The 13,052-nt window shown below is 45.1% G+C and carries 17 protein-coding genes; all 17 read left to right on the forward strand.

Annotated features, from left to right (window positions below):
- Positions 1 to 178 precede the first annotated feature (178 nt).
- Positions 179 to 793 carry a genetic competence negative regulator gene (locus MHB71_RS05755; RefSeq protein ID WP_017687675.1) on the forward strand — a complete coding sequence of 205 codons (615 nt, stop codon included), beginning with the start codon at positions 179 to 181 and terminating at the stop codon, positions 791 to 793.
- A 43-nt stretch (positions 794 to 836) separates the two neighbouring features.
- Positions 837 to 1,532 carry a glutamic-type intramembrane protease PrsW gene (prsW, locus tag MHB71_RS05760; protein WP_017687676.1) on the forward strand — a complete coding sequence of 232 codons (696 nt, stop codon included), beginning with the start codon at positions 837 to 839 and terminating at the stop codon, positions 1,530 to 1,532.
- Positions 1,533 to 1,646: 114 nt separating this feature from the next.
- Positions 1,647 to 1,817: a hypothetical protein gene (locus tag MHB71_RS05765; RefSeq protein ID WP_164783335.1), complete on the forward strand. Its 171-nt coding sequence runs from the start codon at positions 1,647 to 1,649 to the stop codon at positions 1,815 to 1,817.
- Positions 1,818 to 1,938: 121 nt separating this feature from the next.
- On the forward strand, positions 1,939 to 3,285 hold the full coding sequence (gene ypeB / locus MHB71_RS05770) for a germination protein YpeB (protein ID WP_047843571.1): 1,347 nt from the start codon (positions 1,939 to 1,941) through the stop codon (positions 3,283 to 3,285).
- Between the two features lie 148 nt (positions 3,286 to 3,433).
- Positions 3,434 to 4,087 carry a flagellar brake domain-containing protein gene (locus MHB71_RS05775; protein ID WP_340029058.1) on the forward strand — a complete coding sequence of 218 codons (654 nt, stop codon included), beginning with the start codon at positions 3,434 to 3,436 and terminating at the stop codon, positions 4,085 to 4,087.
- Between the two features lie 63 nt (positions 4,088 to 4,150).
- Positions 4,151 to 4,375, forward strand: a complete 225-nt coding sequence (locus tag MHB71_RS05780) for a hypothetical protein (protein WP_076317426.1) — start codon at positions 4,151 to 4,153, stop codon at positions 4,373 to 4,375.
- A 103-nt stretch (positions 4,376 to 4,478) separates the two neighbouring features.
- Positions 4,479 to 5,183, forward strand: coding sequence for a (d)CMP kinase (gene cmk / locus MHB71_RS05785; RefSeq protein WP_036607714.1), 705 nt, complete (start codon positions 4,479 to 4,481; stop codon positions 5,181 to 5,183).
- Complete coding sequence (locus tag MHB71_RS05790; RefSeq protein ID WP_036607713.1) at positions 5,180 to 5,767, forward strand: lysophospholipid acyltransferase family protein; 588 nt, start codon at positions 5,180 to 5,182, stop codon at positions 5,765 to 5,767. The genes cmk and MHB71_RS05790 overlap by 4 nt, the downstream gene beginning before the upstream one ends.
- A gap of 142 nt (positions 5,768 to 5,909) precedes the next feature.
- Entirely contained in the window at positions 5,910 to 7,124 is a 1,215-nt protein-coding gene (gene rpsA / locus MHB71_RS05795) for a 30S ribosomal protein S1 (protein ID WP_036607712.1), read from the forward strand.
- Between the two features lie 185 nt (positions 7,125 to 7,309).
- The gene (gene der / locus MHB71_RS05800) at positions 7,310 to 8,632 is read left to right on the forward strand and encodes a ribosome biogenesis GTPase Der (protein WP_017687684.1); all 1,323 of its coding nucleotides are present in this window, start codon (positions 7,310 to 7,312) and stop codon (positions 8,630 to 8,632) included.
- Between the two features lie 11 nt (positions 8,633 to 8,643).
- The gene (plsY, locus tag MHB71_RS05805) at positions 8,644 to 9,267 is read left to right on the forward strand and encodes a glycerol-3-phosphate 1-O-acyltransferase PlsY (RefSeq protein WP_074095653.1); all 624 of its coding nucleotides are present in this window, start codon (positions 8,644 to 8,646) and stop codon (positions 9,265 to 9,267) included.
- Positions 9,260 to 10,300, forward strand: coding sequence for an NAD(P)H-dependent glycerol-3-phosphate dehydrogenase (locus tag MHB71_RS05810; protein ID WP_036607707.1), 1,041 nt, complete (start codon positions 9,260 to 9,262; stop codon positions 10,298 to 10,300). The genes plsY and MHB71_RS05810 overlap by 8 nt, the downstream gene beginning before the upstream one ends.
- Before the next feature lie 103 nt (positions 10,301 to 10,403).
- The gene (locus MHB71_RS05815; RefSeq protein ID WP_076317428.1) at positions 10,404 to 10,679 is read left to right on the forward strand and encodes a stage VI sporulation protein F; all 276 of its coding nucleotides are present in this window, start codon (positions 10,404 to 10,406) and stop codon (positions 10,677 to 10,679) included.
- Between the two features lie 173 nt (positions 10,680 to 10,852).
- Positions 10,853 to 11,032 carry a DUF2768 family protein gene (locus tag MHB71_RS05820; RefSeq protein ID WP_017687688.1) on the forward strand — a complete coding sequence of 60 codons (180 nt, stop codon included), beginning with the start codon at positions 10,853 to 10,855 and terminating at the stop codon, positions 11,030 to 11,032.
- A gap of 83 nt (positions 11,033 to 11,115) precedes the next feature.
- Positions 11,116 to 11,733, forward strand: a complete 618-nt coding sequence (locus MHB71_RS05825; RefSeq protein ID WP_340029059.1) for a hypothetical protein — start codon at positions 11,116 to 11,118, stop codon at positions 11,731 to 11,733.
- Between the two features lie 17 nt (positions 11,734 to 11,750).
- Positions 11,751 to 12,101, forward strand: a complete 351-nt coding sequence (locus tag MHB71_RS05830) for a 2Fe-2S iron-sulfur cluster-binding protein (protein WP_076249998.1) — start codon at positions 11,751 to 11,753, stop codon at positions 12,099 to 12,101.
- Positions 12,102 to 12,147: 46 nt separating this feature from the next.
- A complete protein-coding gene (locus tag MHB71_RS05835; RefSeq protein ID WP_340029060.1) occupies positions 12,148 to 12,927 on the forward strand; it encodes a hypothetical protein in 780 nt (259 codons plus the stop codon).
- Positions 12,928 to 13,052: the final 125 nt, after the last annotated feature.

The raw sequence follows: 13,052 nt of genomic DNA on the forward strand, positions 1-13,052 counted from the left end.
TCCAATTAGAATCATCCACAGTCTTGATTTGCTGTGGAATGATTCTTTTTTTGTCGATTTTACTTCGTGCATTTAGAGGTATAAAATGATAACATAACTACATAGATTTATTTTCAGCACATATTGTTTTGTGCTTCATAATCTGTTATAAGACTTGCTTATAAAGGGGAGATCCTGTATGAAAATAGAACGACTAAGTCACGATAAGATACGGATTTTCCTGACCTTTGACGATCTGAGCGAGCGCGGAATACAAAAAGAAGATATGTGGCAGGAAATACCTAAGGTTCATGAACTGTTCACTGAAATGATGGATCAGGCCTATTCCGAACTTGGATTTGATGCCACAGGTCCACTCGCTGTCGAAGTATTCGCACTTCCCGCTCAAGGGATGGTTGTCATTGTCACACGTGGAAAATATGATCCGCAACAATATGGTTTAGGTCATGAAGATGATCTTCCTGAAGAAGTATATGAAATGGAAGTTACACTCGAGCAAAGCGATTCCATTGTTTATGCATTCAAGGACTTTGAAGTGCTAATTGAAGCTGCACATATGTTGCGTCAGCATGTTACGGATGCTGGGAGACTTTATTCCTATAAAGACAAGTGGTTCTTGCATTTGGAGCCAGATGAGGTAGATTCCACCAAACATGCGGCATTGATTGCCTTGCTTGCTGAATTTGGCGAAGGCTCCTCAGTTACTCCAGCAGTCATGGAAGAGTATGGTAAGGTTGTTATTCCTGCACAAGCGATTGATGTTATCTGCACCCACTTCAAACGTCAGGATTAATCTCTAGTTGTAATCGCGTCTTTAGTCAGAGGAGGGAATTTCGGTGCTTTTGTTTTCGGTCTTAGCGGCAGCAGTTGCTCCGGGTCTCGCCTTGTTAACATACTTTTACCTGAAAGACCGTTATGATTATGAGCCACTTCATATGGTATTGCGGGTTTTCCTCATGGGGATTCTGATGGTACTGCCTGTGATGATTATTCAGCGTGGCATGATGATGTGGCTCGGGGATAATCCTTATCTTGAGGCCATTATGATCTCAGGTGGTGTGGAGGAATTCGTTAAATGGTTCGTACTTTATCATATCATCTATAATCACACCGAATTTGATGAGCCGTATGACGGGATCTTATATGCAGTCGCTGTTTCACTTGGATTTGCCACTGTTGAGAATGTGTTGTATGCCTTTGCGGGGAATGCATCCGTCTCAGCCATGTTCCTTCGGGCACTGCTCCCCGTTTCAGGGCACGCTATGTTTGCGGTAATCATGGGTTATTATATGGGTAAAGCCAAGTTTATCGGTGGTAAGAAAAAGCGGTGGTATCTGGTTCTTTCTCTGGTGTTACCTTTTTTCTGGCATGCATTGTACGATGTCATCATGAACACCATGGTGAATCATTGGTTGTGGTTTATAGCGCCGCTAATGGCGGGCCTGTGGTATGGGGCAATGGGTAAAATTACACGAGCTAATAACCGTTCTCCTTTTCGTTTTGTGAAGCGGGAGGAAGAGGTTAAATTATAAAAATACGGACACACTGGTGGACATAAAGCGCATATTGCGCCTATGACTCCGGTGTGTTTTTATTTTTACAGATAAACTCCCGGGGAATGACCGACAGAAACGGAGATCGTTGTGATGAGAATTAAAATTAAAATCAGATGCAAACAATGCGGTGAACGATTTACATTACGAGGCAAGAAAGATCGGGGCCGGATTGAGACGGGATTCAAGCAGTGCCTATGTGATAACAGAGACCAGTTCGAAATTGAAGAAGAGGGCATGGCAACTGGGATTCAGCTGAATTAAAAAGAGGACCCAAACGGTACTTTAGCAGCCTGCTTGTGTAAGGACTGGAAATCGCATGCATAAGAGATCTTTCTTCGATCCACAATAGAGGTAGTGGTTTAGAAGAAAGGAGACTCTACCGATGTATAAACGATTAAGTTCAGTTATGTTTCCGATATTTGCGGTTCTGCTGGTCGGTGCGCTCGTGTGGGGCTATCAGGAGAATCAGGAGAAGAATGCAATTCTGATCAAGGCAGAGAATCAATATCAGCGTGCCTTTCACGATTTATCTTTTCATATGGACAAATTGCATTCGGAGATTGGTAACACCTTGGCGGTTCACTCTACATCACAGGGGATGCATCGCAAAGGTCTGATGAATGTATGGCGACTCACCAGTGAAGCGCAGAATGAGATCAACCAACTGCCACTCACCATGTTGCCATTTAACGAGACAGAGGAGTTTCTCTCGCGTATTTCCAACTTTGCCTATCGGGCGTCGATGCGTGATTTGACGAACGAACCGCTAAGCGAGAAGGAAATGGGCAACCTGAAAAAGCTGTATCAGAATTCATCCGAGATTACCAAGAATCTGCAGGATGTACAGCAGAAAGTCCTAACGGACCGATTGCGCTGGATGGATGCAGAGACTGCCATGGCAACCCAAGAGCAAACCATGGACAACACGATCGTTGATGGTTTTCGTACAGTGAACAAAAAGGTACAGGAATACCCGGAGCTTGATTGGGGTCCTTCCGTATCGAATATCTATGCAAAACGATCAGTCAAGAAACTGGACGGCTTGCCGGTGACCAAAGAACAGATTCAGAGCAAGGCTGCAAAATTCTCTGATGCGGATCGTAACAAAATCCAAGTGCAGGAGAACGGCAAAGGAACAGACTGGGAGTCCTACACTGCCACGATTGATCATGCCAACAATGGCAAACTGATGATGGATTTCACCCGTAATGGCGGAATGCTGATCTCTTACAGTGATACGCGTCCAATCGGAACCAAAAAAGTGTCTCGTCAGAATGCCATGGCTAAAGCAGATCAATTTCTAATGAACAAAGGCTATAAGGATATGAAGGCTGTAAACTACGATGAATATGGTAATCTGGGTAACCTTACTTATGTGCGTAAGCAAGGGGACACCTTGATTTATCCCGAGAAAATGTCAGTTCGTGTAGGTCTGGATACAGGCGAAGTAACCGGCTTCCAGGCGAGTGACTTTGTTTACGAACATAATGACATGCGCAAAATTCCGAAAGCAACTCTTACGGAGCAACAGGCGCGGAAAAAGCTTAATTCGGAGTTCGAAGAAAATTATGTTCGCAAATCCCTGATTGAGAATGATTACAGCAAAGAAGTATTGTGTTATGAATTCGGAGGGAAAATTAACGGTTCTCGTTACCGGATATACATTAATGCGAATACAGGAATAGAAGAAGCGGTTGAAGAGATCAAACCGGTCAATGCAACCTCATAAAAAGATGGATAATTTGAATTTGAAGTTGAGCGAATAACTGGGGCAGACCACGATGTGGTCTGTTTTTTTCTTGTTCAATGTGAGAAAGGTCATGGTATAATAGTCCTTGTACATACGAAGATAAATACATAAAGTGGCGGTGAACAGCTTGTTTCCGAAAATAAATGAAATTTTATACATCCAGATTGCTTCTGCAGATGAAAAAGAGGAACACAAAGAGTACAAATCACGCATTGCAGATATGGATGACAGCAGTTTTCTGATTGAGGTCCCGATGCAACAAGGAAGCAGCCGTCTGAAAAGGCTCTTTTTCGGAGATGAATTGTCCATTTCATATATTACGGAGGATGGGGTCCGGCATTATTTTAATACCTATGTCACGGGATTTGAGGAAGATGTGGTCCGTCTTGTCCGTATCCGCAAACCGCTCCCGAGCGATATATCCAAAATACAACGGCGCAGCTTTCTTCGTGTTCATGCAAACCTCGAATTGGCCATCCAGAGTGAAGACCTGACCCGTGCCGTCGGATTGACTGAAGATATTGGTGGCGGTGGATTGTCCATCTACGGCGAAACAGGTTTTTCAATAGCTGAAGGTCAAAAATTGAAATGCTGGTTGCTGGTTCCCTACCGGAATTCAACCATTGAACATGTGAATTTTGAAGCTGAAGTTGTGCGGATCAAAACCATGGAAACCGGCAGACAGCTATGCATGCTGAAATTTGTGCAGATTTCAGATTCGGAGCGCCAGAAAATTATCAAGTTTTGTTTTGAGCGGCAACTTGACTATCGCACGAAATAGGAATGTTGTGGCATAAAGAGAGGGAACTGCGGGTACCGTAATGAAAAAAACGGAGGTATTGCCTTGAATCGTCGTCATGCAACCCGCAGATATGAACGACTTTATTATGTTTTCTCCAGGCGAATGGAACGAAAGGTTACGATTCTGATTACAGTCCTTCTAATCCTGCTTGTGGTATATCAATTGCTGCTGTTGGTACCAGGCTTCAAAAAGAATTTGACCACCATTGACCGCCTGGAAGGAACGCCAATTGAAGTGCAAACGATGAATGATTACAAACGTCGTTGATTTGTCTGTTTTTGCATCCATGTGTAGAGTGTGGTATAATTTTCACGATGCAGGCAATGCCTGTTTTTTTATTGAGGTTTATCGTTTGAGGAGGAATGCCCCGTTGGCAAGCCAGAACACATCAGAGAACGGGAAAATGAACGTTGCAATTGACGGACCTGCCGGTGCCGGGAAAAGCACGGTGGCCCGATTGGTTGCAGAGGCGCTCGCGTATGTATACGTCGACACAGGCGCAATGTACCGTGCGGTAACCTTGCATATGCTTCGGAAAGGTATTACACCGGAAGATGTGACACAGGTACTTCAGGAAGCCCAAAAGCTGGTCATTGATTTACAACCGGATCCCGACGGACAGAAAGTGTTCTGTAATGGGGAAGAAGTAACCTCGGAAATCCGCTCCCGTGAAGTGACGGGAATCGTGTCCCGATATGCGCAAATCGAGGGGCTGCGTACGCAATTAGTGGATACTCAGCGGCAAATGGCTTTGCGCAAGGGCGTCGTCATGGATGGACGCGATATCGGAACGACAGTACTGCCCGATGCGGAAGTGAAAATCTTCATGACTGCCAGTGTGGAAGAGCGTGCGCTTCGCCGCTTCAAAGAACTGGACCCCTCTGAAGGACTGACGTTGCAACAGCTGGAGCGAGACATTGCCACCCGTGACAGATTGGATGAGAATCGGGAAATTTCCCCATTGCGTTGTGCTGAGGATGCTATTGTCCTTGATACAACGGAGATGAACATTCATGAAGTGGTTGACAAAATCGTATCTTATTGCACAATGGTCAGAGGAGAGATCGGTCTATGATTTACACATTTTGCAGCACATTACTGCGGATCATTTATACCATTCTTTTCCGCTTGGAGGCCGTTGGACGGGAGAATATTCCGAAAGAAGGCGGCGTACTTTTATGTTCCAATCATATTAGTAACTTCGATCCTCCAACCGTTGGTATCAAACTTCGCCGTCAGGTACGTTTCATGGCCAAAAGCGAATTGTTTGAAATTCCGGTACTCGGCCGAATTATTAAAGCCGTGGGCGCTTTCCCCGTTAAACGTGGAGGTGTCAGCAAGGAATCCATCAAAACCTCACTCAATATTTTGCGTGATGGTCAAGTGCTTGGAATCTTCCCTTCGGGAAGCCGTCACAATGATGGAGGTATCGGCAAAAAAGGGGCAGCGAGTTTTGCTCTCCGCAGTGGCGCTACAGTTATTCCTACTGCTATTATCGGTAACTACAAAGTTTTTCGTAAGATGAAAGTTGTATATGGAGCACCAGTAAGTTTGGACGAGTTCAAGGAAGACCCATCTGGAGAGGCTCTGGAGAAGGCGACTGAAAAGATTATGTCCAAGATTAACGAGATGGTGCAAACGGGCGTGCCAAGCAAGTAATGGCTTCGTCGGTAGCTGAGTGCATGTTTCCATATTTTTGAGGGAGACTAAAGTTTGAGCACTCAGTGATGAAAGTGTTTTGAACTCTGCTACAGGCAGGTTTGAATATAATGGGGTTTTTGAATTGAGGAGGGTATTTGACATGTCGGAAGAAATGAAAAATCAAGAAGCAACCCAAGATGAGTTGGATCAATTCGTTTCCTTGAAAAAAGGAGATACCGTAAAAGGAACCATCGTCAAATTGGAAGATAACCAAGCCTATGTGAGCATTGGATATAAATATGACGGTGTCATTCCAATTCGTGAACTGTCTTCATTACATGTTGACAGCGCGTCTGACGCAGTAGAAGTTGGACAAGAAGTTGAAGCTAAAGTTCTTAGCATCGACGACGAGAAAGAAAAACTCGTTCTGTCCAAACGTGCAATCGACAGCGAAAACGCATGGGATCAATTGCAAAAGCATTTTGAAGACCAAGACGTATTCGAAGTTGTTGTAGGTGATGTTGTTAAAGGCGGTCTGGTAGCAGACGTGGGCGTACGTGGATTTATCCCGGCTTCCATGGTTGAACGCCATTTCGTTGAAGACTTCAGCGACTACAAAGGACGCACACTGCGTGTTAAAGTGAAAGAGATCGACCGTGAGAACAACAAAGTGATCCTTTCCCAAAAAGACGTACTGGAGCAAGAATTCGAAGCAAACAAAGCTACAGTAATGGCTGGTTTGCAAGAAGGTCAAGTGATCGAAGGTACAGTACAACGTTTGACTCAATTCGGTGCATTTGTTGATGTGGGCGGAGTTGACGGTTTGGTTCACGTATCCGAGCTGGCTTGGACACACGTTGAAAAACCATCCGACGTACTGTCTGAAGGTGATAAAGTTAGTGTGAAAGTGCTGAAAGTTGACCCTGAAAAAGGCAAAATCAGCCTGAGCATGAAAGCTGTTCAACCAGGTCCTTGGGAAACAGCAAGCGAAAAATTCAATTCCAGCGATATCGTAACAGGTGTTGTAAAACGTCTGGTAGACTTCGGTGCATTTGTTGAAATCGCTCCTGGTGTTGAGGGACTTGTGCATATCTCGCAAATCTCCCACAAACACATCGGCACTCCTCATGAAGTGCTGAAAGAAGGACAAGAAGTTCAAGTTAAAATCTTGGACATGAACCCTTCTGAGCAACGTGTAAGCTTGAGCATCAAAGAAACAGAAGAAGCTCCAGCTCAACCACAAAAATCAGAAAGACCTTCAAGAAACAACGCTCCGCGTGAAGAAATCAACAATCCAAACGTTTCCTTGAACAATCAAGGTATGAGCACTACGCTTGGCGAACTGTTTGGAGACAAACTCAGCAAATTCAAATAAGTTAACAATGCATGGTTCTAAGTTATATACTGCATATTTTGCTGAATAACAAAAGCAAGATCGGCGAGCCCAAGGCGGGTTCGCCGATTGTTTTTATTGCGAGTAATTTGGCATGAAACGTTAGCCAAGATATATCTTTTTTGCTATGATGAGTATCGTAAGTATGGACAGGAGGAGTGGAATGTATGGCAAGACCCGTTGTGGCAATTGTCGGACGACCGAACGTGGGTAAATCCACCATTTTCAATCGGATCATCGGCGACAGACTGGCCATTGTGGAAGACAAGCCGGGCATTACCCGTGACCGTATATATGGAATCGGTGAATGGAACGGTAAACCATTTAGTATCATTGATACAGGTGGTATCGAAATTGATGGTGAAGATGTAATCTTAAAATCGATTCGGATGCAAGCAGAGCTCGCTATTGAAGAAGCGGATGTTATTGTATTCATGTGTGATGCAAAAGCAGGTATTACGCAATCGGATGAAGAGGTAGCAGAGATGCTCTACCGCTCAGGCAAGCCTATTGTTGTAGCCGTTAACAAAGTGGATAATATCGGACGAAGTGAGCTCATTTATGAGTTTTATGGATTTGGTTTCGGTGATCCTATTGGCGTATCCGGAAGTCACGGTACAGGTGTAGGTGATTTGCTTGATGCAATAGTGGAGAAGTTGCCAGAACTTGAGGAAGAGACTTACGATGAAGATGTCATTCGTGTAGCTCTGATCGGACGTCCTAATGTGGGTAAATCTTCACTGGTGAACGCTATTCTGGGTGAAGAACGTGTCATTGTAAGTGACGTGGCTGGAACGACCCGGGATGCAATTGATACACCTTTTGAAAAAGACGGCCAACGTTACGTGCTGATTGATACAGCAGGTATGCGTAAGCGTGGTAAAGTATATGAAACAACTGAGAAATACAGTGTAATGCGTGCGATGCGTGCGATTGAGCGTGCAGATGTTGTTCTGATTGTCATTAATGGTGAAGAAGGCATTATTGAACAGGACAAGCATATTGCAGGATATGCATTCGAAGCTGGTAAAGCGTCATTGTTTGTTGTGAACAAATGGGACGTGGTAGAGAAGCATGACAAAACGATGAAAGAGTTTGAGAGAAAAATTCGGGATCACTTCCTGTTTATGACTTATGCTCCAGTCGTATTCTTGTCAGCCCTCACAAAACAACGCTTACAAAAATTGTTACCGGTTGTGAAAAGGGTAGCAGATCAACACTCGTTACGTGTACAAACACATCTACTTAACGATGTGGTGTCTGATGCGGTTGCAATTAACCCTCCGCCAACGGATAAAGGACGGAGAATGAGAATTAACTATGTGACTCAGGTTGCCGTTAAGCCACCGACCATGGTTGTTTTTGTGAACGATCCGGAATTGATGCACTTCTCATATGAGCGCTACCTGGAGAATAAAATCCGTGCAGCGTTTGACTTCGAAGGAACACCAATTCGCATATTTACTCGGAAGAAGTCCGACGAAAGTTAGGGGAGAAGTGTGTGATTTTACAAATCGCAGCGATTGTACTGAGTTATCTGCTCGGTTCGATCAGCTTTAGTGTCCTCCTTGCCAAAGCGATACGGGGGATCGATATTCGTCAGCACGGAAGTGGAAACGCGGGAGCTACCAATACATTGCGTATTTTGGGTAAAGGACCGGCAATTGCTGTTCTGTTACTTGATGTACTTAAGGGTGTTGCAGCTGTATGGATTGGAATCTGGCTGAGCGACGGTTCTGCCTGGATTCCTGCACTCAGTGGTATAGCAGCCATTGCAGGACATAACTGGCCGCTTTACTTCCATTTTCGTGGAGGAAAAGGCGTTGCCACAGCCATTGGTGTTCTGGTGAGTCTTGCTTTCCTGCCTGCGTTATGTGCTGGGGTGATCGCCATTCTGTCTATTGTATTGACACGCTATGTTTCATTGGGGTCTCTGATTTTTGTAGCATTTACACCCATCTTTATCATGGTATTACCCGGATATTCAATGAATATCTTCTGGGGGAGTCTGATTATTTGTCTGTTTGCGTTCTGGAGACATCGTACCAATATTGCGAAGCTCGCCAAAGGACAGGAAAATAAATTGGGATCGAAAAACCCTGGAGGGGGTAAACGAGTTGTCTAAAAAAGTTGCTGTTCTAGTCGCTGGGAGCTGGGGAACAGCTCTGGCCAGTGTACTCGCCGCCAATCAGTTGGATGTTATGATGTGGACACGTGGTGAAGACCAGGCTAACGAAATCAATAACAAGCACACTAATACTCGCTATCTTCCGGATGCGGAGCTTTCACCACGGATTCAAGCAACAACTGATATGGAAGCTGCGGTGGAAGGCGCTATAGCTGTGTTAATTGTTGCGCCTTCATCAGCCATGCGTGCAGTTACGAACCAGCTTAAGGCTTATTACAAGCCTGAGATGTTAGTCATTCATGCAACCAAAGGTTTTGAGACAGAAAGCCTCAAACGGATGTCCACAGTCATTTCAGAAGAGCTTGAATGTGAAGAAGGACGTGTGGTTGTTCTTTCTGGCCCAAGCCATGCGGAAGAAGTGGTGAAGCGTTGTCCAACGACAGTGGTTGTAGCTTCACTGGATAAGGCATCTGCCGAATCTGCCCAAGCTTTGTTTATGAATGCTTATTTCCGGGTTTACACGAATCGGGATATGATCGGTGTTGAGTTGGCGGGTGCATTCAAAAATATCATTGCTCTTGGTGCAGGTATGTCGGATGGTCTTCAATTTGGTGATAATGCCAAAGCCGCTTTGCTAACACGTGGTCTGGCAGAGATCACACGTATTGGTGTTGAGATGGGAGCAAATCCGCTAACGTTTTCGGGACTTGCTGGAATCGGGGATCTGGTTGTAACGGCTACAAGTCAGCACAGTCGGAACTGGAGAGCAGGTTCCATGTTGGGCCAGGGACAGAAGCTGGATGATGTTCTGAAGTCCATGGGCATGGTGGTAGAAGGCATTCGAACTACGCAAGCTGCCTATTTCATCTCACAAAAATACGGTGTACAAATGCCAATTGCGGATCAGTTATATCACGTTTTATTCCAAGAGAGACAGCCGCGTGATGCGGTTGAAGCCTTGATGGGACGTGACCCGAAGACTGAAATGGAAGTCATGAAGCTTGAAACCTGGGAGCAATGGCATTCCTGATTGTAATCAGCCTAAACGTACCTTGTGAAATAAGAAGCTTATTCACCTTTTCTGTAGCAGACTCATACTATACACATGAGTATTGCCGGAGGAGGGGAGACGAATGGGTAACAACATTTCCAAAGATGCACTGAATGCAATCAACAAGAAAACGGGTAAAACGATAACGGAAGGTGCCGTTAAGAAATTGGCAAGCACGGTGAAACCAACGACGATTCAGAATGAAGTTCAGTTGCGCCAATTGATCAAACAAGTATCCGCCATGGCGAAAGTTCCGGTATCTGAGGATACGGTTAAGGATATTGTGAGTGCGGTCAAGAAAAGCGGATTGAATCCGAGCAGTATGGAATCGTTAATGAAAATGATGATGAAAAAATAATAGATCACACCTGCATGTGCAGGTGATCCAGTAAGACAAAAAGACGAGTCGGCTTCTGCCGGCTTGCTTTTTTGTCTTTTTTTTGGAAAGTTGAGCTGAATTTCGTGTTATAATGGTTGCAATTGTCACAGTGTCAGTGATGAATATCGGACTGAAGGGGAGACTGCTGGATTATGAGCGCAATGGACAAGATGTGGCTGTCATTGGTGGCCATCCTCATTATGGGACTATCTGTATTCCTGATTACGTTTGCTCGTGCCAAAACAAAAGGTATTGTACGGGGGATTCTTTCTCTGATTGCATTTTTGATTATGCTGATTGGCTTTTTCGGTGGAATCGCTTCTCTGACCTGATTTCCCATGCCTGAAAGATAACATCCGCATAAGCACATCATAAGAACTGACACAATGAATACGGATGAGGGGAGTGTGAGTCTATGGGGCCGCATGATACGGAGGGTCGGACAGAGCGTTATCCGGAATTACACGCGGCTTTGCTGGAAACGGCCAAAGCCTGGAACACACAGCGACAGACATGGTTACTTGGAGGAAGTTGTGGGTTGCTGCTTCAAGGGGTGGAGTTGCAACAGGCTCCGAGAGATATTGATATCTATGCGGATGTTGCTGCTGCTAAAGAACTTCACCGTAGCGCTCCGGGGGAAATGCTTGACGAGCCTACAGTGGACAAGACAGGACCGTATGCTTCTCTGCTGAGCCACTATCAGGTGGGTGAATGTGCGCTGGAACTGGTGGGTGGTTTCGAAATATGGGCTCGCAAAAGTTGGTACCGTATCGAGATTGAACATGTACTTGCTCCGCATGCACCAGTAGCACAATTGGGTTCATATAGCCTGCGACTGATGCCGCTTGCGCATGAGCTTTTGTTTAATCTGCTACGAGGTCGTGAAGATCGTTATGTCCCCATTGCGAAACAGATGCGCGAGCAACCAGATGCACATCAACCTATAATGATGCTGTTAAGTCAACAGAATGTCTGGACAAGCCGCTTCAGAGCCGAAGTGGAAGAGCTTGTTGGCTTTACATGGCCCCAGTAGGTTGAGGGAGGAAAATGATGGACTATAAAGTTACTTTTTTACCTATGAACAAATCGATAGTGCTCAAACCAGGGGCAACACTTCTGCATGCAGCACGACGTGCTGGAGTCAAGATTACGACCCGATGTGATGGCAAAGCGGCTTGCCTGATGTGCAAAGTGAACGTGGATGAAGAACATCGGACGGAACTGTATCCACCAACAGATGCAGAAAAGCGCAAGCTGGGTTCACTGTTGGAAGCAGGTACACGACTGTCTTGTCAGGCCAAGGTGTGTGGATCTCTATCGGTTCATGTTCCAGAGGACCCGCTGAAGGCAGCCATTCGGAAACAACTGGAACGTCAACAACAGGAAGACGACTGGTTCTGAGAGTTATGACATTGATTCTCTAATGAGTTATTCAAGGAGGACACGAATGATTAGGAACAAGCCAAAATGTGTGGAAGGAAGCGGACGGCAGCGTCTGAAACATCAGACGGGCGGTCTGCTGTTATTCCTGTTGTTTGCTTTTACAGCAAGTGGTTGTATGTATCCATCCCAGAGCAATTCAGACCCTAAGATAGCCTATCGGGAAAGCGTGAGCCGCATCCAGAGTGCGGTCGAGGCATTTCAGCAAGATGAGGGGATTTTGCCAATCATCAATGCAGATATGGAAACGCCAAAATATGAAAAGTTCAGAGTGGACCTGCCCAAGTTGAAACAACTGGGGTATCTGGATGAAATACCGGGGACTGCTTTTGAAAGTGGTGGGAGCGCTTACTTCCTTATTCAGGACGAAGAAGTGAATCCGACCATTAAAGTGATGGATCTTCTGACCGTACAGAAAGTAAACGATGTGCAACGAATGGTTAATCAATATAAGTCCGTACATAACAATAAGCTGCCAAGCGGGGAAGAACTGTATCCGGGGTTATATGCTGTGAATATGGAGCAGGCTGCTCAGGCAGGTACTCCTTCCATTACGCTGAATAGTGTATATTCAGGTCAGGCGTTACCGTTTATGATGGATGACGAAGGCAAGGTCTATGTAGATTATGCTTTTGATATTATGCAGGCAGTGGAAAAGTCTGACGTGTCTCCAGCAGAGACTGAAGATGTTCGGGATTTGCTGGTGGAACACTCCTACTTCGTACCTGTAAAATCGGTTTTCTACGCTTGGAAAAATAATGCGCCGGTTGCCCAGCCCATAAAATAAGCATGGTTGCCATTCAAATGATTTAGCTGTATAACCACCATGGCTCTAATGGTTCAAAAAGAGATATTCCAAATAAGGGATATCTCTTTTTTCTTTTGTCAGTATGAGCAATAACCGTCATAAAA

Source organism: Paenibacillus sp. FSL H7-0940, from assembly GCF_037979415.1.
In the GTDB taxonomy this organism is placed as follows: domain Bacteria; phylum Bacillota; class Bacilli; order Paenibacillales; family Paenibacillaceae; genus Paenibacillus; species Paenibacillus amylolyticus.